Genomic DNA, 21163 nt, shown 5'->3' with positions numbered 1-21163 from the left:
GCCAGCCCTTTCACACAGGAAGAAAGAACAACAGAGATGCAAGCCATCATCACCAGCCTGCTGGAAACCGACCTCTACAAGTTCACGATGTGGCAGACCATGCTGCACCGTCATCCCGAGACCCGGGCCGAGTACACCTTCGCCTGCCGCAACCGGCCCGACTATCCGCTCGCCGCGCTGCTCGACGAGGTCAACGAGCAACTGGACCACCTCTGCTCCTTGAGCTTCCGCGCCGACGAGCTGGCCTACCTGAGCAGCCTGAGGTTCATCAAGTCCGATTTTGTGGACTTCCTGCGCATCTTCCGCTTCCAGCGCGAATTCATCCAGGCCCGCGCCGACGGCGAACGGCTGGAGATCGTGGCCCGCGGGCCGCAGGTGCACGTGATGGCCTTCGAGATCTACGTGCTGGCCATCGTCAACGAGCTCTACTTCCGCCGCTTCGATGCCGCCGCCGCGCTGCAGGAAGGGCGCCGCAGGCTGCAGGCCAAGCTGGCGCAGATCCGGGCCTTCGCGAGCGATGCGGCGCGCAGGAATCCCTTCGAGTTTTTCGACTTCGGCGTGCGCCGGCGCTACAGCGGGGCCTGGCAGCGTGAGGTGGTCGCGACCTTCAAGCGCGAGGTGCCGCAGTACTTCAAAGGCACTTCCAACGTGCTGCTGGCGCGCGACCTGGACCTGGTGCCCATCGGCACGATGGCGCACGAATACCTGCAGAGCTACCAGGCCCTGGACGTGCGGCTGCGCGACTTCCAGAAGGCCGCGCTGGAGGACTGGGTGCAGGAGTACCGGGGCGACCTCGGCACCGCACTGACGGACGTGGTCGGCATGGATGCCTTCCTGGCCGACTTCGACCTCTACTTCACCAAACTCTTCGACGGGCTGCGGCACGACTCGGGCGACCCGGTCGATTGGGGCGAGAAGGCGCTTGCGCACTACGCGCGGCTGCGCATCGACGCGCACACCAAGCGGCTGGTGTTCTCCGACGCGCTGGACTTCGAGAAGGCCTTCGCGCTGTACCGCCAGTTCGCCGACCGCACCCAGCTGGGTTTCGGCATCGGCACCCACCTCACGAATGATGTGGGCCAGACGCCGCTCAACATCGTGATGAAGCTGACCCACTGCAACGGTCAGCCGGTGGCCAAGCTGTCGGACAGCCCGGGCAAGACCATGTGCAGCGATGAAACCTTCCTGGCCTACCTGCGCCAGGTCTTCAAGATCCAGGGCTGAAGGGGCGCACGGTGCTGAAACTCACGCTCGCCCAGCTCGACTACACGATCGGCGACATCGAGGGCAACGTCGCGAAGATGGTGGAAGCCGCCCGCCGAGCGGCCGAGGCCGGCTCCGAGCTGCTGGTCTGCTCCGAACTCTCGCTCACCGGCTACCACCCGGCCGACCTGCTCGACGAGCCGGCCTTCATGCAGCGCGTGGACGCCGGCCTCGCGGCCTTGCAGGACGCCTCGCGCACCTTGCCCGGGCTGCACTGGGTGGTGGGCGCGCCGCTGCCGGCGCAAGGCCCCGGCAAGCGGCTGCACAACACCCTGCTGGTGTTGAAGGCCGGCGAGGTGGTGCTGCGGTATGCCAAGCAGCTGCTGCCCACCTACAACATCTTCGACGAACGCCGCCACTTCGAACCCGGCCCCGACGTTGCCAAGGTGCTGCGCATCGGCACCACCCAGATCGCCTTCATGATCTGCGAGGACGGCTGGAACGACGGCGGTGCCGACTACCAGGTCAACCCCTTCGAGCGCCTGCGCGATGCGGCGCCCGACCTCGTGGTGTCAATCAACGCCAGCCCTTCCGACATCGGCAAGCGCGAGCAGCGCCACCAGATCTTCGGCGCCGCGAGCCGCCGGCACCGGCTGCCCATCCTCTATGTCAACCAGATCGGCGGCCACGACCAGCTGGTCTTCGACGGTGCCTCCTTCGCGGTGCTGCCTGACGAAGGTGTGGTCTACGAGGCACGGCGTTTCGAGGAGGACGTATCGACCCTGTGTTTCGACGGCACGCGCTTCACCTCGACGGAAGGCAACGCGCTGCCGGCGGTGCCACCCGGCGGCCTGCCGACCATGGCCTTCTACCGCGCGCAGATCGTGCTGGGCTTGCGCGACTATGCGCGCCGGTGCGGCTTCAGCCGGGCCGTCGTCGGCTCCTCGGGCGGCATCGACAGCGCACTCACGCTGGCGCTCGCCGCCGAGGCGCTGGGCCCGGACCAGGTGGTCGCGATCACGATGCCGTCGCGCTATTCCTCGGCCGGCTCGGTGGACGACTCGGTGGCGCTGTGCCACAAGCTCGGCATCGAGCTGCACACCCACCCGATCGCCGATACGGTGGCAGCCTACAGCCGCCAGTTCGAGGCCAGTTTCGGCCGGCCCCTCGAAGGCCTCGCGCTGGAGAACCTGCAGGCGCGCGTGCGCGGCACCATCCTGATGGAGTACTCCAACAGCTTCGGCCACCTGCTGCTGACCACCGGCAACAAGTCGGAGATCTCGGTCGGCTACTGCACGCTCTACGGCGACACCAACGGCGGGCTCGGGCTGATTGGCGACCTCTACAAGACCGAGGTCTTCGCACTGTCCCGCCACCTCAACGAAACAGCCGGCCGCGAGCTGATTCCTCAGGCCATCCTCGACAAGGAGCCCTCGGCCGAACTCGCGCCCGGCCAGAAGGACACCGACAGCCTGCCGCCCTACCCGGTGCTCGACGAGGTGCTCAAGGTGCTGATCGAGGGCCGGCGCCTGCCGCCCGCCGAATACGAGGCCGCGACGAGTTTCGTGGCCCGCCTCCAGCAGGACGAGGCCGGCCGCGCCCTGGTGAGCCGGGTGCGCGGCATGATTGCCCGCAACGAATACAAGCGGCGCCAGGCGCCGCCCATCATCCGGGTGCGTTCGCGCGCCTTCGGCACCGGCCGGCAGATGCCCATCGCCGCGGTCCACCTCTGAGACAGCCCTACCCATGAGCCTCGCCCGGCCGCCCGAAAGGGCTCGCATTGCCGTGCGGAGCACGGAGATTACCGAATGAGCACCTTACTCGATGCCTCCGCTGCCACACCTTCGCGCCTGGAGGCCGCGGTCTACATCGGCCGCTTCCAGCCTCTGCACGACGGCCACCTGGCGCTGCTGCGGCACGCGCTGTCGCTCGCGCCCCGCTGCGTAGTGGTGATCGGCTCGGCCTACCAGGCGCGCACGCCGCGCAATCCCTTCACCTGGCAGGAGCGCGCCGAGATGGTGAAGCTCGCGCTGCCGGCCGCCGACCGCGAGCGGCTGCACTTCCTGCCGATGCGCGACTACTACGATGACACCCGCTGGGTCGGCGCAGTGCGCCAGGGCGTCGAGCGCCTGCTGGTCGGCCTGGGTCAGCCGGCGCACGCGGCAGTCGCCCTGGTGGGCCACTTCAAGGACGCGACCAGCGAGTACCTGCGGGCCTTTCCGGGCTGGCGCCTGGAATCCCAGGAGCGCGTCGGCACGGTGGACGGCCGGCACCTGAGGGACGCGCTGTTTTCCACCGTGGGCCACCCGCTGGACACGACGCTGGCGGCACTGGCCGGCCAGGCCCCGCCGTCGACGCTGGACTTTCTGCGCGCCTGGGCGGCCCTGCCCTTCCTGCCGGCGCTGGCCGAGGAGTGGCGCCAGCTCAAGGCCTACCGCGAGGCCTGGGCGCAGGCGCCCTACCCGCCGGTGCTGGTCACGGTCGACACGGTGGTGCGTTGTCGCGACCGGGTGCTGCTGGTGCAGCGCGCGCAGCCGCCCGGCAAGGGGCTGTATGCGGTGCCCGGCGGCTTCATCGAGCAGCGCGAGACGGCCTACCAGTCGGCCTTGCGGGAACTGAAGGAGGAGACCCGGCTGAGCCTGCTCGATTCGACCATGCGCGACTGCCTGCAGGCCGCCGTCGTGTTCGACCACCCCGACCGCAGCCAGCGCGGCCGCACCATCACGCACGCCCACTACTTCGACCTCGGCGAACGGGAACTGCCCGAGGTGCAGGGCGGCGATGACGCGGCGCGCGCCGAGTGGGTGCCGATCGCCCAACTGCCGGCCATGGAGGACCGCTTCCTGGACGATCATTTCCACATGCTGGACCACTTTCTTGGCTTGACGCCAAGATAAACCGACCTCACGGCTTGACGCCGAGATCAGCCGCCGTCAGACCGGGGCAGCGGCCTGCGCGCGCCGCAGGCCCACCACCTGAAGCTCGGCCAACACCGCGACGACAAGGGCCTGAAGCACAACGAAGGCCTGGCCGAGCCAGGTCGGCTCGAACCAGCCGCCGGCCAGCAGCAGCGCGCTGTCGAGCACCCAGAGCGTGTTGTAGGCCACCAGCGCCCACAGCGCCGCGCGCGGCAGCTGCCGGCGTGTGGCGAGCCAGGCAAGCGCCGCCGCGAACGGCAGCAGGCTCAGGCCGGCCACGCCCAGCAGCTCGGCCGGCAGGCCGAGCCGGGGCGCCAGGAAGGCGGCGCCGGCCGTCATCAGGAGGCCGCTGGCGCCACTCAGCAGCGCGTCGGCCGCCAGCACGCGGCGCAGGAAGGGCGAAACGGGAAGGACCGAGGACATGGTGAACTCCTTGCAGACCGGCCCACCGGCGGGCCGTGGCGGCATCGTCGGCGAGGCAGCGGCACCCGTCCATGACGTCGCAGGTCATGGTGCCGCGCTGCGAAGCACGCTATCGTCGCGGCCATGGACACCCGCAGCCTCCCCAACGTCGGCGTCTTGCTGCGCCAATGGCGCCAGCGCCGCCGTCTGAGCCAGCTCGACCTCGCCTGCGAGGCCGAGGTCTCGACCCGCCACCTCAGCTGCATGGAGACCGGCCGGGCCCTGCCCAGCCGTGAGATGCTGCTGCGCCTCGCCGAGTACCTCGAAGTGCCCCTGCGCGAACGCAACGCCCTGCTGATCGCCGCCGGCTACGCGCCGATGTTCCCGGAGCGGCCGCTGGCCGACCCCTCGATGAGCGCCGCCCGCGACGCCGTCGCGCGCCTGCTGCAGGCGCACCAGCCCTACCCGGCGCTCGCGCTCGACCGCCACTGGACCCTGGTGATGGCCAACGCTTCGGTAGCGCCGCTGCTGGCCGGCCTGCCGGAGCACTTGCTCGCGCCGCCGGTGAACGTGCTGAGGCTGAGCCTGCACCCGGAAGGCCTGGCCCCGCGCATCGTCAACCTGCGGCAATGGCGCTCGCACCTGCTGGCGCGCCTGCATCGGCAGATCGAGGTCAGCGGCGATCCGGTGCTGGTCGCGCTGCTGGAGGAGTTGCGCGCGCTGCCCCAGCCGGCCGGGGCCGGTACCGGCTGCGCCGAGGAAGACGGCGTGTTCGCCGGCATCGTCGTGCCGCTGCGACTCAGGAGCGAGGCCGGGCTGCTGTCCTTCATCAGCACCACCACGGTGTTCGGCACGCCGGTGGACCTGACCCTCGCCGAGCTGGCGATGGAAACCTTCTTTCCGGCCGACGCCGAAACCGCCCGGGCCCTGCAGCGCCTGGCCGGCTGAAGCTCGCTGCCGTACCTCAGCCGGCGGCCGGGCCCAGCAGGGCCCTTGCCGCCTCGGGCGGCAAGGGCTTGCTGAACAGATAGCCCTGCGCCACGGGGCAGCCCTGCTCGCGCAGGAAGTCCGCCTGGGCCTGGGTCTCCACGCCTTCGGCCACCACCTTGAGCCGCATCGCCTTGCCCAGCGCGCCGATGGCCTGCACGATGGCGGTACTGTCGCGAGCCGATCCGATCTCCCGCACGAAGGAGCGGTCGATCTTGAGCGTGTCGATCGAGAAGCGATTGAGGTAGGCGAGCGAGGAATAGCCGGTGCCGAAATCGTCGATCGAGAGCCGGAAACCCTGCGCCTTGAGCCGCTCCAGGATGCCGGTGCTGAGATCGGCGTCCGTCATCAGGCCGGTCTCGGTCAGCTCCAGTTCGAGCGAGGCCGGGTCCATCCCGGTCTCGCGCACCACGCGGCACACCACGTCGACGAAGTCCGGCTCGCGCAGCTGGCGCACCGAGATGTTGACCGCCATCTGCAAGGGTCGCCGGCCGCCGGCGCTCCACTCGTGCCACTGCAGGCAGGCGCTACGCAGCACCCACTCGCCGATCGGCACGATGGCGCCGATCTCCTCGGCCGTGGGGATAAAGCGGTCGGGCGACAGCAGGCCCAGCTGAGGATGCTGCCAGCGCACCAGCGCCTCGAAACCCAGCAGCGCGCCGCTCTGCAGGTCGAACTGGCCCTGGTAGTGCAGGCGCAGCTCGCCGCGCCCGGCGGCCGCGCGCAGCCGGCCCTCGAAGTCCAGCCGGTCCTGCGCCATCACGCCGAGCTGAGAGCGGAAAAACTGGTAGTTGCCGCGGCCTTGTTCCTTCGCCAGGTACATCGCGACGTCGGCCTGCTTCAGCAGGGTGTCGACGTCGCGCCCGTCGACCGGGAAGAAGGACAGGCCGATGCTGGTGCCGCTGTAGAGCTCCTGCCGGTCGACCAGGAAGGGATGGTTGAAAGCCTTCAGGATCTTCTGCGCCACCGCGCCGGCGCTGTCGGGTGTCGCGCCGCACAGCGCGACCGCGAACTCGTCGCCGCCCTGGCGCGCCACCAGGTCCGAGCTGCGCAGGCAGGACTTGATGCGCTGCGCCACCTGCTGCAGCAGCCGGTCGCCGGCACTGTGGCCGAGCGTGTCATTGACCGACTTGAAGCGGTCCAGGTCGAGGAACATCACGGCGACCTGGAGCTGCCGGTCCTGGGCCTCGCGCAGCATCACGCCGAGCCGTTCGCGGAAGAGGTTGCGGTTGGCCAGGCCCGTCAGGCTGTCGTAGTTGGCGAGGTAGCGCAGCTCCTCGTGGGCGCGCCGGCGCTCGGTGATGTCCTGCACCACCGCGACGAACACCGCGGGGTCCTCGCGGCGCGAGAGCTGCAGGTGCATCGCCACCGGGTAGGTCGAGCCGTCGCGCCGCCGCAGCTCGGCCTCGTAGCGCAGTTCTTCGACGCTGCCGGTATACAGCGGCCTCAGCTGGCGCAGGAAGCGGTTGCGGGTCAGGCCCACGACGACGTCCAAGGGTTGCATGCCGCGCAGTTCGTCCTGGCTGTAGCCGAGGTTGCGCTGCGCGCTGCGGTTGGCCTGGATGAACTTCAGGCTGTCGGCGTCGAACAGGTAGATCTCGTTGGACGAGCTGTTGAGGATGTGGCCCAGCCGGGAGGTCATCTCGCCAGTGCGCTTGCGTTCGGTGATGTCGCGAAAGCACCAGACCCGGCCGACCGTCTTGCCGTCCACGCGCTGCGGCGTCGAATACAGTTCGAGCAGCCGGCCGTCGAGGCACTGGATCTCCTCCAGGATGTGCGCGTTGGGATCGTAGGCCAGCTGCAGCAGCCGGGCCACGAAGTCCTCGCGGTTCACCACCTGGGAGCCCAGGTGCTGCAGCAGGGCCAGCGCCTGGCCTGCGGCGGCGAGGTCCTCGGGAATGCGCCAGAAGCTGCGGAAGCGTTCGTTGTAGTCGACCACCCGGCCGTGCACGTCGACCACCACGATGCCGTCGGCGGTCGAGTCCAGCGTCGCGCGCACCAGCGAGAGGCCGCGCTGCAGCTGCTCCTGCGCCAGTTGCAGGCTCAGGGTGCGCTCGGCCACCTTCTGCTCCAGCGTGGCATTGGTCTTGAAAAGATCGTAGGCGCCGTGCTCCGCGTCGCTGCGCCCCTCGGCGGCCTGCATCAGCACCGCGTTGGTCTTCTCGAGCTTGCGGATGCGGTCCTCGAGGGCACGGATGACGGCTTGAGGATCGAGCTTGCCGTTCATCTCAGCGTCCGATCGCCACCCCGGTGAGGGTCTGGTTGATGTGCATGGAGTTGTACTGCTCTCCGTAGGTGCTGAAACCCACCGCGCCATGCCGGTCCATCAGCTCCCCCACCGCCTGCACCGTGCCCTGCTCCAGCATCTCGTGGTAGCGAAACAGGCAGTCGAAGGTGATCAGCAGCTCCGGCGGGCCGATCTGTTCGCAGATCGCGGCGAGGCGGCGCTCCAGCGACTCCAGCAAATCGGTCGGCCGGGCCACCGAGAGCACCACGCCGCTGTCGATCGCGCAGGCGAAGGTCAGGCCCAGGTCCTCGTCGACCCACGCGATGGCGCGCGGGTAGTACTCGCCGCGCCGCATCACGCCGACCGGATAGCGCGAGAACACGCCGATGTCGAGCTGCCCCACCTCCACGCCGACCAGGCGAGCGTATTCGATCGCCGCCCGCTCGCCGTTGATCTCGATCACGCGGCGGTTTTCCGGGTCGGCCTCGGTGATCACCATCCGGGTCGAGGTCGGCACGTGGCTCTCGGTCTTGAACACCGCGAAGGGTCGGGCCGTGCTCACCAGCGCCAGCACCGCGAGGTCGCGATGAAAGGCTCCGCCGTGCATCACATAGGGCTGCTGGCCGGCATCGACGCCGTCGCCCGAGGAGCCGCCGAACAGCTCGATGTCGCCCAGCGCGATGTGCAGCGAATGCGCGACGCGCTCCTCGCGCTTGGAAGTACCGTCGATCAGCAGGAAGGCGAAGCTGTTCTCGCGCGTCGCCACCCGGCCGCTCGCGGCGCACTCGGCCCGCATGCCGTCGACGATCAGCTGGCCGTCGGCCGCTGCATACCCCTGCAGGCCTTCGATCGGACGCAACACCACCGAGAAGGCATCGGCCGCGAGGCTGAAGCCACTCAGGCCACCGGTGCGATAACCGCCCGGACCGATCTCGGCGGCGGTGGTGCAGCCGATCAGCGGCGTCTCGCCGAAGTTCTCGCGCAGCGCGCGCGCGAGGCGCTCGCGGTCATAGCTGGGCGAGCAGAACACCACCGCCAGCGCCAGCCCGGGTCGACCGATCTGCGCATACAAGGCCGCGGCGGCCCGTTCGGGGTCGGGCTCCTGGGTCATGCCGCGCAGGACGGAAGGCTGGGAATTGCAGGCTGGGGCAGAAAACATCGGAGGTCCAGGTCGTGAGACTCGACCGGCGCACGTCCGCGGTGGGCGTGCGCCGTCTCCGATGCCTTCGGCGCTCAGCCGGAAAACTTGAGCGCCTCGCGGGGTCGCGCCGGGCCGGCTGTGAAATCCGTCTCGCGCGGCCGGTCAGCTCAGCGGCGCCGGAGCGCGGCGTCGAGCTCCTGGGCCGTCTTCAGATGGTGCTGCAGCGAGGGCAGCGTCTTGCCGGCGAAAGCCTTCACTTCGGCATCCTTGGCTTCGGCCGCGGCGCGGGTGAAGAGCTTGATGGTTTCCTGGTGAGCGTCCACCCCCATCTCGTCGACATAACGACGGTCGAACTTGTCGCCATCCATTGCGCTGAGCACCTTGGTCTTGGCCTTCTGCATCACCGAGGCTTCGTCGGGCACCTCCACCCCCTTGGACGCGGCCAATGCCTTCAGCTCGTCGCCGGCCTTGGTATGGTCCTCGATCATGCGGGCCGCGAAGGCCTTGACGTCGGCATGCGAGGCCTTGGTCTGCGCGACCTTGCTGCTTTCGACTTCCGCATGGTTGTTCTGGGCGGCCTGCTTGAGAAAGGCCACGTCTGACTTCTGCAGGCCCTGGGCCGCCACGGCGCTGCCAAAAGCCAGCGCCGCCACCATCACGCTCACGCGATATGTCATAGGCACCATCGTTCTCCTCGTGTCGTGTCGACAAGCAGCCGTGCCCGATGGGTTGAAGGCCGGGGCACGACGGGAAGTTGTGGATCCCGGAGGTCGGCCGCAGCGCAGCGCCTCCGCCAACGAACTCCGCCGGCGGAGCCGGCGGACGAGAGACCTGCGATCACCGGGTCCCGGTACCCGTACTGGTGCCGGTGCCAGGCGCGGAGGCGGCCCCGGCGGCGCCGGGGCTGCCCGTAGCACCCGTGCCCGTGGTGCCCGTGGTGCCGGTCATGCCGGTCGATCCCGCCGCGCCGGCGCCCGTGCCCGGCGTGCCGGAGCCCGTGGCATCGGGGGCGGTGCCGGCACCCGTGCTGCCCATGGTGCCGGCCGTTCCCGGTGTCGGGGTGGTGGTGGTGCCGGAGGAACCGGTCGATCCCGTCGCTCCGGTCGTGCCGGTGCTGCCCGACGTGCCCGTCGAGCCCCCGGCGGCCGGATCCGGTGTGCCGGTGGTCGCGCCGGGCGTTGTGGTGGTGCCCATGGTGCCCGTGGTGTCGGCCTGGGCCACCGGCTCGCCGGCGTCGTCACGCCGGCCGCAGCCTGCGAGAGTCATCAAGGCAGCGAGAGCCACACCCGTCACTTTGAGGCTGAGTTGTAAGGCTTGCATGCGTACTCCTTTGGATGGCAAGTTGTTGGACATGGGTCAAACTCGGGATCAGGGTCAGGCAGCCCGCGTGGAGCTGCCGTGCCTGAACGCCTGACAACGCATTCAGGCAGCGCGCGTGCCTGCACGACGGGCAAGCTGAAATTGCACTGGAGCCCGCATGGAGTTTCTTGTTGTCGAGGACGATGCCGTCAGCCAGGTGCTGGCGGCCGGCATGCTGAAAGCCCTCGGTTATGCGGTGCGTGTCGCCGACGACGGCGCCGCTGCCATCGAATCCTGCCTGGCACAGGCCCCGGAAGCGGTGCTCATGGACGTGCAGATGCCGCGCATGGACGGCCTGGAGACGACGCGCGAGTTGCGGCGCCTGCAGGCCGATGAGCGGCTGCCCTGGTTCCCCATCATCGTGGCAAGTGCTTTCTACACGCCGGCGGACCGGGCTGCCTGCTTCGAAGCGGGCGTCGACGGCTTTGTCACGAAACCACTGATGCTGGCCAAGCTGGGCGCGGAGGTCTTTCGGGTGGCTCAACGCACGCGGCGACCGCCGCCGCACGCCGGGATGCGTTGAGCCCGCCGGGCGCAAGGCTTGCCTTCTGCGTGACGAGGCCCAGCGCCTTGCAACCCAGCTTCATTCAGGAGACCGTCATGCCGGAGAGTGCCATCCCGACCGAGAGTCACAGCGCCGCCATCGAGGCGTGTTATGCCTGCGCCGACGCCTGTGACCGCTGTGCCATCGCCTGTCTGCAGGAAGCAGATCCGCGGGCCATGGCGCGCTGCATCGCGCTGGACATGGACTGCGCCCAGGCTTGCCGACTGGCGGCCGGCTTCATGGCACGCGGCAGCGCCTCCGACCATACCGCCTGCGCCTTCTGCGCCGGCCTGTGCGACCAATGCGCGGACGAGTGTGAGCAGCACCCGATGGAGCACTGCCGCGCTTGCGCGCAGGCTTGCCGTTTGTGTGCAGGGCTGTGCCGGCGCATGGCCGACCACCGCGCCCGGCCCACCACGGCGGCGGGAACCCACGCGCGCCACTGACGCGGCGGCCGCTGCGGCGCACCCAGGGTACGCCGCTTGCTCGATCCTCGCATTGCCGCCCTCGCGGGCCGGCCGGCCGCCTTGCCACAGGGGCGGCCGGCCCTGCAGGCTTTACACCCCGAGCTGTATCCGTTTCACCAACCGCTGCCCAGTAAGGACACCATGCACCTCAACCAAGTCAGGGAACGGTTCGAGCAGATCGAACTGTGCATCGACGATGCCGCACTGGCCTGCCGCTCCAGCGGCTACGCGCCCCAGGAACTCAAGGAGTATGTCGGCGAGCTGGACCGCCGCTCGGACCAGCTGAAACGGGTGATGCAGCAGGCCCAGGACGCCTCCGGCCTGCTCGAATGCCTGGAATCGCTGGAGCAGGTCGGTGAACGTGTCATGGAAGCCTGCCGCAACGCCCGCCACGTCGACCCGCAGCTGCGCAGCGCGATCCAGGAGGCGCACCTCGAGATCACTGCGTTGAAGCGGGCCCTGCACTGACGCCCACCCATGGCCGGCCGCTCCGACCTGCCCGCCCTGGTTCGACGCCACGCGATCGAGCTCGCGGGCAACGCCGGCCTGGAGCGGCTGGTCGAGCAGATCGGCGACGCCTCGGTCGTGCTGCTCGGCGAGGCCAGCCACGGCACCCATGAGTTCTACCGGCTGCGCGCTCAGATCACCCGGCGGCTCATTGCCGTCAAGGGGTTCGATGCAGTTGCCGTCGAAGCCGACTGGCCCGACGCCCTGCGGGTGAGCCGCTACCTGCAAGGCGCGAGCGATGATGGGAACGTCGAGGCAGCCCTGCGCGGCTTCGAGCGCTTTCCGCGCTGGATGTGGCGCAATGCCGAGGTGGTCGAGTTCCTGCGCTGGTTGCGCTCCCACAACGACACCTTGGACGATCCCAGCGAGCGCATCGGATTCTGGGGGCTGGACCTCTACAGCCTGCGCGGCTCGATGGACGCGGTGGTGCGCTATCTGGAGCGAGCCGATCCCGACGGCGCGCGGCGTGCCCGCGAACGTTATGCCTGCTTCGATCACCTGGCCGACGACCCGCAGCGCTACGGCTATGCGGCCACTTTCGGGATGCGCGACGACTGCGAACGCGAGGTGCTGCAGCAGTTGCGAGAGCTCTGCCGCGGCAGCCCTCAGGGGCTGCGCCACGACGGCATGGCGGAGGCCGACGAGCTGTTCTACGCGCAGCAGAACGCCCGCGTGGTCCGCAACGCGGAGGCCTACTACCGGACCATGTTCCAGGGTCGCTCGGACTCCTGGAACCTGCGCGACACGCACATGGCCGAGACGCTGGAAGCGCTGCAGGCTCACCTGCAGAGCCGCCGGGGTCGGCCGCCGCGCATCGTGGTGTGGGCCCACAACTCCCACCTGGGCGACGCCCGCGCCACCGACTGGGCCGAGCAGGGCCAGCTCAACCTGGGCCAGCTGGTGCGCGAGCGCCTGCCCCAGAACAGCTTCCTGCTCGGTTTCACCACCCACACCGGCACGGTCGCGGCAGCGTCGGACTGGGACGCCCCGGTGGAGCGCAAGCAGGTGCTGGAGTCGCGCCCGGGCAGCATCGAGCGGGTGATGCACGACAGCGGCGCCGAACGGTTCGCGCTGCCGCTGCGCGGCGATGCGGCGCTCGTCGAGGCCCTGGACCAGCCGCTGCTGCAGCGTGCCATCGGCGTCATCTACCGGCCGGACACCGAGCTGATGAGCCATTACTTCAGGGCCCGCGTGTCGGCGCAGTTCGATGCGCTGATCCACGTCGACGACAGTCGCTCGGTGCGGCCGCTGGATCGCTCGGGCCGGTGGCAGCACAGCCCCGAGACCGAAACCTATCCCAGCGGCATGTGAGGCGCAGCCCGGTCCCGCCGCTGCTGTCGGAGGAGTCCGACATCCGCATGGGAGTCCAGGGAGTCGTCAGGGAGATGTCGACTCCCTAGCATGGGTCCTGGAGGATGTCATGCTGGGCTCCGTGAGTCGGGAGCCCGACGCCACGCCACCGAAAGGACCACCGATGAACCCACTCGCCGCCGCACCGCCTTTCGCGTTGCTGTGCCTGGAACCGCTGCGCGCCGTGCTCGAGTTTTCGGCCAGCCACTTCACGCGTCACGACGATTGCCCGGCCGGCGACGGCCACCCGGTCATCCTCTTCCCCGGCCTGGCCGCGGACCGGGGCACCCTGCTGCCGCTGCGCAACTGGTGCGAGCGCCTGGGCTACGACGCGCACGACTGGGGTCGCGGCATGAACACGGGCCCCCAGGGCGGCCTGGACGATTGGCTGCAGCAGCTCTGCGAGGACGTGCTGACCCACACCCGCCGGGCCGGCCGGCGCGCCAGCCTGATCGGCTGGAGCCTGGGCGGCATTTATGCCCGCGAGGTGGCCAAGATGGTGCCGCACGCGGTACGCCAGGTCATCACGCTGGGCTCGCCCTTCGCCGCGGGCCACGGCAACGCCGGCTGGCTGCATCACCTGCTGTCGGGGCAGAGCGCCTTCGTCGAGGCCGTGCTCAGCGAACGGCTGCGCACCCCGCCGCCGCTGCCCTGCACCTCCATCTACAGCCGCACCGACGGTGTGGTGGCCTGGCAGTCCTGCATCGAACCCGACCTGCCCTTGTGCGAGAGCATCGAGGTCAACGACGCCAGCCACATGGGCCTGGTCTGGAACAGCCGCGTCTGGTCGGTGGTGGCCGAGCGCCTGAGCCAGCGCGAAGGCCAGTGGCGGCCCTATCCGCAAGCAGTCCAGCGCGGCGCCGACGACGCGCCACGCACCGGCCTGCCGGACGCCTGGATGTTCAACTTCAACTGAGCCGACGAAGGCCGCAGGACCACCGAGCCGAACCGCTGCCACCGGAAACGCCGATGACCCAGAATCCCACGACCCTGTCGGTCCGCGTGCTGACGGTGAACACGCACAAGGGCTTCACGGCTTTGAACCGCCGTTTCATCCTGCACGAGCTGCGCGACGCGGTGCGGCACGTCTCGGCCGACATCGTGTTCCTGCAGGAGGTGATGGGCGCACACGAGGGCCATTCCTCGCAGGTCGCCAACTGGCCCGCGGCGCCGCACTACGAGTTTCTCGCCGACACCATGTGGAAGGACTTCGCCTACGGCCAGAACGCGGTCTACCCCGAGGGTCACCACGGCAACGCGGTGCTGTCTAAATTCCCCATCGTGCGGCACGAGAACTGCGACGTGTCGGTCGACGGCACCGACCCGGGCGCGGAAAAACGCGGCCTGCTGCACTGTGTGCTGCACATCCCCACCACCGGCACCGAGATGCACGCCATCTGCGCCCATCTGGGGTTGCGCGAGTCGCACCGCCAGGAGCAGCTGCGCCTGCTGTGCGAGCGCATCGACCACCAGGTCCCGGCCGAAGCGCCGCTGGTCATCGCCGGCGACTTCAACGACTGGCGCATGCGCGCGCATGCCTTCCTGGACCGCTGTGCCGGCCTGCGCGAGGTGTTCGTGGCGGCACACGGCCGGGCCGCCCGCACCTTTCCGGCACGCTGGCCGCTGCTCAGGCTGGACCGCATCTATGTTCGCAACGCCCGGGTCCACCGGCCGATCGAGCTGCCGCCCCATCCGTGGACCCACCTCTCGGACCATGCGCCGCTGGCGGCGGAGATCACGCTATGAGGCTCGAGCACGTACGTCACTGGAAGCCTGGCAACCGGCTGCAGTTGCTGGAGAACGGGGAGGCCTTCTTCCCGCGGGTTTTCGAAGCCATTGCGGCAGCCCGTCGCGAGGTGCTGCTGGAGACCTTCATCCTCTTCGACGACAAGGTCGGGCAGGAGCTGCGCAGCGTGTTGATCGGCGCCGCGCAGCGGGGCGTGCGGGTGGTCGTCACGGTGGACGGCTACGGCTCGCCGGACCTGCCGGACGACTTCATCGCCGGCATGACACAGGCCGGCGTGAGCTTTCGCGTCTTCGATCCCGCGCCCCGGCTCCTGGGCCTGCGCACCAACGTCTTCAGGCGCCTGCACCGCAAGCTGGTCGTGATCGACGCCGAGCTGGCCTTCGTCGGCGGGATCAACTTCTCGGTGGAACACCTTTGGGAGTTCGGCCCCGCCGCCAAGCAGGACTATGCGGTGGAGGTGCAGGGGCCGGTGGTCGCCGACATCCACCGCTTCGCCAGCGAGGCCGTGGACGCTCCCCGCCCCGGCTGGGACTGGCGCCGTGCGCTGCGGAGCAGGGCCTCGGAGCAGCCGGCCGTGCCCGGCGCACGCGCGGTGTTCGTCACCCGCGACAACCAGGAGCACCGCACCGACATCGAGCAGCACTACCTGTTCGCGATCCGCGCGGCACGCCGGCGCATCCTGATCGCCAACGCCTATTTTTTCCCCGGCTACCGCCTGCTGCGCGAGCTGCGCCGTGCGGCGCAGCGGGGGGTGCTGGTGGAGCTGATCATGCAGGGCGAGCCCGACATGCCGATCGCCCAGCACGCAGCCCGCACGCTCTACGACCGGCTGCTGCGCGACGGCGTGAAGATCTATGAATACTGCCAGCGGCCCTTGCACGGCAAGGTCGCGGTGGTGGACGAGGAATGGGCCACGGTGGGCTCCAGCAATCTCGACCCGCTGAGCCTGTCGCTGAACCTGGAGGCCAACCTCGTGATCCGCGACGCGGCCTTCGCCACCCACCTGGCGGGCCGCCTGCAGACGCTGATCGACCGCCACTGCAAGCACTTCGAGAGCGCCGAGGCGGTGTCCTGCAGCAAGTGGCACCTCGCCGTCAGCTTCCTGGTCTACCACTTCCTGCGCCGCTTTCCGGCCTGGTCGGGCTGGCTGCCCGCGCACGCCCCCAAGGTGCACCTGGTGGCCCCGCCGAGCACCGACGACCCGCAGGGCGACCCGGGCGGACTGCCCGACTCCCCTCGACACCCCGCAACGAAAGGCGCCGGCTACCCATGAATACCACCCAGATCAAGCCGATGCCGGTGCCGCGCGGCCCGGCGGCGCACCGCGATGCCGGCGAGACGGACGGCGGCGGGGGCGGCGGCGGCAAGTGGGCGGTCGCGCGCAAGTGGCTCACCTGGGCCTTCTTCGCCGCGGTGCTGGGGCTGCTGGTTTCGCACGCGCGCTCGGTGGACTGGGGCCAGGTGTGGCAGACCCTGCGCGGCTACCCGGCCGGCACGCTGGCGCTCGCCGGCGGCCTGGCCCTGCTCAGCTACCTGATCTATAGCAGCTTCGACCTGTTCGGGCGCGCCTACACCGGCCACCGGCTGTCCACGCCCACTGTGCTGGGCGTGGCCTTCATCAGCTACGCCTTCAACCTCAACCTGGGTGCGCTGGTCGGCGGGGTGGCCTTCCGCTTCCGCCTGTACTCGCGCCTCGGCCTGGACAAGGCCGCGATCGGCCAGGTGCTGGGGCTGAGCGTGCTGACCAACTGGCTGGGCTACTGCGCGCTTGCGGGGGTCGTCTTCGCGCTGGGCGGGATCGAGGTACCGGGAAACTGGAAGATCAGCTCGGAGACGCTGCAGCTGCTCGGCATCGTGCTGCTCGTCGCTGTGGCGAGCTACCTGGCCGCTTGCGCGTTCTCGCGGCGGCGCAGCTGGATGGTGCGCGGCCATGAGCTGAACCTGCCGAGCTGGCGCGTCGGCGTGCTGCAGGTGCTGCTGTCAGGCGCCAACTGGTTGACGATCACGGCCGTCGTGTATGTCTTGCTGCAACAGCAGTTGGCGTATGGCGTGGTGGTGGCGGTGCTGCTGGTGGGCGCGGTGGCCGGTGTGTTGACCCATGTCCCGGCGGGGCTCGGGGTGCTCGAGGCGGTGTTCGTCGCCCTGCTCGGGTCTCAGCTGTCGCAAGGGCAGCTGCTGGGCGCGCTGGTCGCCTACCGGGCCCTCTACTACCTGGCGCCGCTGGCGCTCGCCGGGCTCTTGTATGCGCGCCTGGAGGCGCGCGCCCGGCGCCTCCAGGCGGCGGCCGGGCAGGACTGAACCGCCCGCGGCAGCGGCGGGCGGTGGCGGCCGGCACTTCTTACTGCTTGGTTGCCGAAAACGGCGCGACCACGCCAGCGCTTTCCGCCAGCTCCGCCAGCATGGCCCGTGCCACCGGGTTGAGCGACTCGTTGTGCGACGCGGCTTCCAGCGCCGACGCAAAGATCGGCATGTTCGCTTTGGAAGCCGCTGCGAGCGCAAGCAGGGATTGGCGCCAGACTTGCTGGAGGATGTCTAGGGTTTCGGTTTGAATGGGGTTCATCGACGTCTTGCAAAGCTAGGGGACGTTGCGGTGAGCATCTGCCGGGGCGTGCACGCGGACGCGTTCCACGCGTCCTCAGGAAGGACCGGAGCAGATGATGTACCCGCTCCCAGGCTTTGAAAATCCTGGCAAGTCTCAGGTGCCGCCGCTTCGGCCGCGCCGAGCGGGGCCGCGGCGTCGGGCGGCCGGCGCTGTCGCCGCCCTGCTCGCCAGCACGGCAGCGGCAGCGGCATCGGCAGCGACAGCGCCCGCCCTGCCGATGCTGGGCATCGACCCCGCGGCGGTGACGGTGTCGGGCCTGTCCTCCGGCGGCTACATGGCAGTGCAGATGCAGGTCGCCCACTCCTCGCTGGTGGCCGGCGCTGCAGCGATTGCCGCCGGCCCTTACGCCTGCGCCGAAGGCTCGGGCGAGCTGGCCAATCTTCGCTGCCTGCACCGCGGCGGCGCCATCCCGCTCGACCGGCTGGTGCAGACCACCCGCGCCTGGGCCGCCTCGGGCAGCATCGATCCGCCAGCCTGCCTGGCCCGCGCACGCATCTACCTGTTTTCCGGACAGCGCGACAGCGTGGTGCCCACGCCGGTGACCGAGGCACTGGAACGTTTTCTGCGTCATTTCGTGCCACCCAGCCAGATCCGTTTCCGCAACAACGTCGCCGCCGAGCATGCGATGGTCACCGACCGCTACGGCGGTGCCTGCGGCGCGCGGGGCCGCCCCTACATCAAGAACTGCGGCTTCGATCTCGCCGGCGAATTGCTGCAGCACCTCTACGGCCCGCTGGCGCCGCCCCGCGACGGTCCGCTGACGGGCGAGTTGCGCAGCTTCGACCAACAGCCGTTTGCCCGGGACGCCGCCCTGGGCCCCAGCGGCCGGCTGTTCGTGCCGCCGGGTTGCGGGGCGGCGGCTTCGGGCTGCCGGCTGCACGTGGTGTTCCACGGCTGCGGACAAAACCTGGCAGTGGTCGGAGAGCAGTACGTGCGCGAGACCGGCTACAACCGCTGGGCCGAGACCAACCGCATCGTCGTGCTGTACCCGCAGACCGGCGCCGACGCCCCCAAGGCCTGCTGGGACTGGTGGGGCTACACCGGCCCCCTCCATGCTCGCAAGGCCGGTCCCCAGATAGCGGCAATCCGGGCCATGGTGGAGCGCCTCATCGGCCGGCGGACAGTCCGCTGCGTCGAGGCCACCCCGCCGCAGAAAGGAGCGCAGCCGGACCCGTCGCCGAAGCGTTTGCAGCGGCCCCAATAAGTCCTTAAAGAAGCCTCGACAGAATCGGCCCGCATCGGCGCGTCGGCCTTGTCGGCGTGCCCCGCCACAGGAGCCCGAGATGGATCGTCTGAACTCGATGCGAGCGTTTGCCAAGGTGATCGACGAAGGCGGCTTTGCCGCTGCAGCACGTGCGATGGATGTGTCTGCCGCGGCGGTGACCCGCCTGGTCGCCGACCTGGAAAACCACTTGAAGGTGCGCCTGATCCACCGCTCCACCCGCCGCCTGGCCCTGACTCCCACGGGCCAGGGCTACCTGGAGCGGGTGCGCTCCATCCTGCACCAGCTGGAGGAGGCCGAGGCCCAGGTCGATGCGGCGGTGCGGCAGCCGCAGGGGCCGTTGCGGATCAAGGTACCCGCCGCCAGCGTGGCGCGCCAGTTGACCCGCCACCTGCCCGGACTGCAGCGGCAGTTTCCCGGGCTGAGGCTGAGCTTCAACGTGGCCGGCACCGCGGGCGTTGCGGTCACCGACGTCGGCTGGGACGCGGCCCTGCTGGTCGGCGGCAGCGCCCCGCCCTCCGGACTCGACAGCGCGGCCGTGGTGCGCTCGCTATCGCGTGGCGCCGGCGCACTGTGCGCCAGCCCGGCCTACCTCGCGCGCCACGGCATGCCGACCCATCCGGCCGAGCTGGCGCAGCACGAATGCCTGCTCGCCTCGCCCGACGGCGACAGCGGCGGCACCGCGCAGTGGCAGCTGTCGGCCCACGCCGAAAGCCTGGCCGTGCACAGCAGCGCCGCCTTCAGCAGCGCCCACCCCGACACCCTCTATGCCTCGGCGGTGGCCGGGCTGGCGCTGGTCGGGCTGCCTTCGGTGATGGTCGAGGATGCGCTGACCGACGGCACCCTCGTGCAGGTGCTGCCGCAATGGCGCACGCCGACTTTCACGCTTTACGCAGCGATGCCCTCGCGCAAGTTCGTGCCGAGCCGCACGCGCGCCTTCATGGACTTCCTGGCAGAGGTCTTCGCGACGCCGACGGTGGCCGCCATGTAGGACAACGCCGACGGCGGCGTCGGACAGACGGGGATTCGCAGCCTTGTCATGCATCTCTAGCATCCTGCCCGACAAGAACAACTGTTGATCGTTTCCATGAAAAGAACCAACAGCGGCAAATACCTGCTTCTGGTCGGACCCAAGGACGCGCCGCGCGCCCTGCTGTTCGGTCCGCGCCACGACTACCTGGCCGAGCTGGAGCACAACGACATGGCGGTCGACGACCTGATCCGTGTCGGCGCGCCCTGCCCGGCTCCGGAACCGCTGACCTGCCATCCCGGCCTGGGCCTGCGCATCGACCCGTCCAGCGCGCGCTGCTGGCGACTGGCCGACTGGTGAGGGCGGCGCCGCCGCAGATCGCCCTCAGCGGCCATCGCGCCCGCCGGCGGACACCACCTCGGTGACCTCCCACTCCAGTTCGCAGCGCGCCTCGTTCGTGTCGTTGGCCTCCAGCAGCACCCCAGGGCCGCGCTCGCCGCGCTGCACCACGGCCGGATCGAGCCGGTGCAGCATCAGCGCCGGGTCCATGTCGTTGGCGATGCGCAAGGCCGTGCCTTCGCTGCTGACGCTGAAGGGGCCGTCGTGCCAGCGCAGCGCCTGCGCCGGGTCGTCAGTGAGCCAGCGGCCGTCGCGCAATTCGAATTGGACCCGGCGATGGCGCGGCAGATGCAGGGTACCCAGGACCAGCGGCGAGTTCATCGGCCAGCTCCGGGAGGGTTTCGGCCGAGGTCGGGTCCGTGGCGGTTCGGGGGCATGGCTACTCCTTGTGCTCGGCACACACCTTCAGGTTCAAGCAAGCGATGTACCCGTGCTGCGCGGTGCCGCAGGCATGTATTGGGGACAGGACACCCCCATCGACACGTAGATGCTGGTCACGCCCTCCACGCCGAGGTCGGCCGGCTCGACCCACTCGGCCGGCACGAAGATCAGGCCGCCGCCCACCGGCACCGGCGCGGTCGGCACCAGCACCGCGAGATAGGACCGGTCGCCCAGCAGCACCGGCTGGGGTGTCGAGAGCAGGGCCAGCACGGCGGCACCGCCGCGCCCTCCGAAGTGGCACCAGACCGGGCTCATCGAGCCCAGGCCGCCGTCCTTGTTGCGCTCGGTCAACAGGGCCATCAGGCGCTTGATCACGTCGTAGATCGTGCGCACCACGGGGATGCGCAGCACGGCGGCCTCGAGCGCGCGGCGCAGGCCCTTCTGCACGCCGGCCTCCACCAGCAGGCCGAGACCGAAGACCCCCAGCAGCACGATCGCGATGCCGAGCAGGTAGGCGATCGCGCCCGAGCCGACCAGCCCCACGCCGAGCAGCACCAGCACGCGGCCGACCAGGCTCTGGGGGCCGATCAGTCCGTAGAGCAGCTGCACCACCCAGGCCAGCATGATCATCGTGACGGCCAGCGGCAGCACAGCCACCAGCCCGGTGAGGAAGGTACGCAAGAGTTTGCGGAGGCGGTTCTTCAATCGAGTCTCCCGGCGGGCGGGTCGGCCGGCAA

General features: G+C 69.7%; 23 protein-coding genes. 15 read left to right on the top strand and 8 right to left on the bottom strand.

What is annotated here, in order from left to right:
- The first annotated feature begins 36 nt into the window (after positions 1-36).
- The 3 genes from pncB (at position 37) to OOT46_RS15505 (ending at position 4100) form a co-directional block, all read left to right on the top strand.
- Positions 37-1224, top strand: a complete 1188-nt coding sequence (gene pncB, locus OOT46_RS15515) for a nicotinate phosphoribosyltransferase (RefSeq protein WP_265404522.1) — start codon at positions 37-39, stop codon at positions 1222-1224.
- An 11-nt stretch (positions 1225-1235) separates the two neighbouring features.
- The gene (locus OOT46_RS15510) at positions 1236-2936 is read left to right on the top strand and encodes an NAD+ synthase (protein ID WP_265404521.1); all 1701 of its coding nucleotides are present in this window, start codon (positions 1236-1238) and stop codon (positions 2934-2936) included.
- Between the two features lie 75 nt (positions 2937-3011).
- Positions 3012-4100, top strand: coding sequence for a bifunctional nicotinamide-nucleotide adenylyltransferase/Nudix hydroxylase (locus OOT46_RS15505; protein ID WP_265404520.1), 1089 nt, complete (start codon positions 3012-3014; stop codon positions 4098-4100).
- 36 nt (positions 4101-4136) lie between these two features.
- Here OOT46_RS15505 and OOT46_RS15500 read toward each other — a convergent pair whose 3' ends face one another.
- On the bottom strand, positions 4137-4544 hold the full coding sequence (locus tag OOT46_RS15500; protein WP_265404519.1) for a hypothetical protein: 408 nt from the start codon (positions 4542-4544) through the stop codon (positions 4137-4139).
- Positions 4545-4667: 123 nt separating this feature from the next.
- On the opposite strand from OOT46_RS15500, the gene OOT46_RS15495 reads away from it, so the two are divergent.
- Positions 4668-5471: a helix-turn-helix transcriptional regulator gene (locus OOT46_RS15495; protein WP_265404518.1), complete on the top strand. Its 804-nt coding sequence runs from the start codon at positions 4668-4670 to the stop codon at positions 5469-5471.
- Between the two features lie 16 nt (positions 5472-5487).
- On the opposite strand, the gene OOT46_RS15490 is transcribed toward OOT46_RS15495, so the two are convergent.
- The 4 genes from OOT46_RS15490 to OOT46_RS15475 form a co-directional block, all read right to left on the bottom strand.
- On the bottom strand, positions 5488-7737 hold the full coding sequence (locus OOT46_RS15490; protein WP_265404517.1) for a putative bifunctional diguanylate cyclase/phosphodiesterase: 2250 nt from the start codon (positions 7735-7737) through the stop codon (positions 5488-5490).
- 1 nt (position 7738) lies between these two features.
- Positions 7739-8896 carry an FIST N-terminal domain-containing protein gene (locus OOT46_RS15485; protein ID WP_265404516.1) on the bottom strand — a complete coding sequence of 386 codons (1158 nt, stop codon included), beginning with the start codon at positions 8894-8896 and terminating at the stop codon, positions 7739-7741.
- A 149-nt stretch (positions 8897-9045) separates the two neighbouring features.
- On the bottom strand, positions 9046-9555 hold the full coding sequence (locus OOT46_RS15480; RefSeq protein WP_265404515.1) for a DUF4142 domain-containing protein: 510 nt from the start codon (positions 9553-9555) through the stop codon (positions 9046-9048).
- Between the two features lie 160 nt (positions 9556-9715).
- Positions 9716-10198, bottom strand: coding sequence for a hypothetical protein (locus tag OOT46_RS15475; RefSeq protein ID WP_265404514.1), 483 nt, complete (start codon positions 10196-10198; stop codon positions 9716-9718).
- 157 nt (positions 10199-10355) lie between these two features.
- Between OOT46_RS15475 and OOT46_RS15470 the strand changes: the two genes are divergently transcribed.
- The 8 genes from OOT46_RS15470 to OOT46_RS15435 all read left to right on the top strand — a co-directional run bounded on the left by OOT46_RS15470 (position 10356) and on the right by OOT46_RS15435 (position 17150).
- Positions 10356-10760 (top strand): response regulator, encoded by a 405-nt coding sequence (locus OOT46_RS15470; RefSeq protein WP_265404513.1) that lies wholly within the window; start codon positions 10356-10358, stop codon positions 10758-10760.
- A gap of 77 nt (positions 10761-10837) precedes the next feature.
- Complete coding sequence (locus OOT46_RS15465; RefSeq protein ID WP_265404512.1) at positions 10838-11227, top strand: four-helix bundle copper-binding protein; 390 nt, start codon at positions 10838-10840, stop codon at positions 11225-11227.
- Positions 11228-11389: 162 nt separating this feature from the next.
- Positions 11390-11716: a hypothetical protein gene (locus OOT46_RS15460; protein ID WP_265404511.1), complete on the top strand. Its 327-nt coding sequence runs from the start codon at positions 11390-11392 to the stop codon at positions 11714-11716.
- Positions 11717-11725: 9 nt separating this feature from the next.
- Positions 11726-13066: an erythromycin esterase family protein gene (locus tag OOT46_RS15455; protein ID WP_265404510.1), complete on the top strand. Its 1341-nt coding sequence runs from the start codon at positions 11726-11728 to the stop codon at positions 13064-13066.
- A 163-nt stretch (positions 13067-13229) separates the two neighbouring features.
- Positions 13230-14021: an esterase/lipase family protein gene (locus OOT46_RS15450; RefSeq protein ID WP_265404509.1), complete on the top strand. Its 792-nt coding sequence runs from the start codon at positions 13230-13232 to the stop codon at positions 14019-14021.
- A gap of 53 nt (positions 14022-14074) precedes the next feature.
- Complete coding sequence (locus tag OOT46_RS15445; RefSeq protein WP_265404508.1) at positions 14075-14851, top strand: endonuclease/exonuclease/phosphatase family protein; 777 nt, start codon at positions 14075-14077, stop codon at positions 14849-14851.
- Complete coding sequence (clsB, locus tag OOT46_RS15440; RefSeq protein WP_265404507.1) at positions 14848-16125, top strand: cardiolipin synthase ClsB; 1278 nt, start codon at positions 14848-14850, stop codon at positions 16123-16125. Before OOT46_RS15445 ends, clsB begins: the two co-directional genes overlap by 4 nt.
- Positions 16122-17150, top strand: a complete 1029-nt coding sequence (locus OOT46_RS15435; RefSeq protein ID WP_265404506.1) for a lysylphosphatidylglycerol synthase domain-containing protein — start codon at positions 16122-16124, stop codon at positions 17148-17150. The genes clsB and OOT46_RS15435 overlap by 4 nt, the downstream gene beginning before the upstream one ends.
- Positions 17151-17190: 40 nt before the next feature.
- Here the strand turns inward: OOT46_RS15435 and OOT46_RS15430 are convergent, their stop codons facing one another.
- On the bottom strand, positions 17191-17412 hold the full coding sequence (locus OOT46_RS15430; protein ID WP_265404505.1) for a hypothetical protein: 222 nt from the start codon (positions 17410-17412) through the stop codon (positions 17191-17193).
- A gap of 259 nt (positions 17413-17671) precedes the next feature.
- On the opposite strand from OOT46_RS15430, the gene OOT46_RS15425 reads away from it, so the two are divergent.
- The 3 genes from OOT46_RS15425 (at position 17672) to OOT46_RS15415 (ending at position 20006) form a co-directional block, all read left to right on the top strand.
- Entirely contained in the window at positions 17672-18658 is a 987-nt protein-coding gene (locus OOT46_RS15425; protein ID WP_265404504.1) for a PHB depolymerase family esterase, read from the top strand.
- 79 nt (positions 18659-18737) lie between these two features.
- The gene (locus OOT46_RS15420; protein WP_265404503.1) at positions 18738-19667 is read left to right on the top strand and encodes a LysR family transcriptional regulator; all 930 of its coding nucleotides are present in this window, start codon (positions 18738-18740) and stop codon (positions 19665-19667) included.
- Positions 19668-19763: 96 nt separating this feature from the next.
- Positions 19764-20006, top strand: a complete 243-nt coding sequence (locus OOT46_RS15415; RefSeq protein ID WP_265404502.1) for a hypothetical protein — start codon at positions 19764-19766, stop codon at positions 20004-20006.
- A 24-nt stretch (positions 20007-20030) separates the two neighbouring features.
- Here the strand turns inward: OOT46_RS15415 and OOT46_RS15410 are convergent, their stop codons facing one another.
- Both OOT46_RS15410 and OOT46_RS15405 read right to left on the bottom strand, forming a co-directional pair.
- Positions 20031-20366, bottom strand: coding sequence for a hypothetical protein (locus OOT46_RS15410; protein WP_265404501.1), 336 nt, complete (start codon positions 20364-20366; stop codon positions 20031-20033).
- Positions 20367-20456: 90 nt separating this feature from the next.
- Positions 20457-21131 carry a DUF502 domain-containing protein gene (locus OOT46_RS15405; protein ID WP_265404500.1) on the bottom strand — a complete coding sequence of 225 codons (675 nt, stop codon included), beginning with the start codon at positions 21129-21131 and terminating at the stop codon, positions 20457-20459.
- Positions 21132-21163: the final 32 nt, after the last annotated feature.

The sequence above is a fragment of the Aquabacterium sp. A7-Y genome (assembly GCF_026153205.1).
Taxonomy (GTDB): domain Bacteria; phylum Pseudomonadota; class Gammaproteobacteria; order Burkholderiales; family Burkholderiaceae_C; genus Caldimonas.
This window is presented reverse-complemented; position numbering and strand designations above follow the sequence as displayed.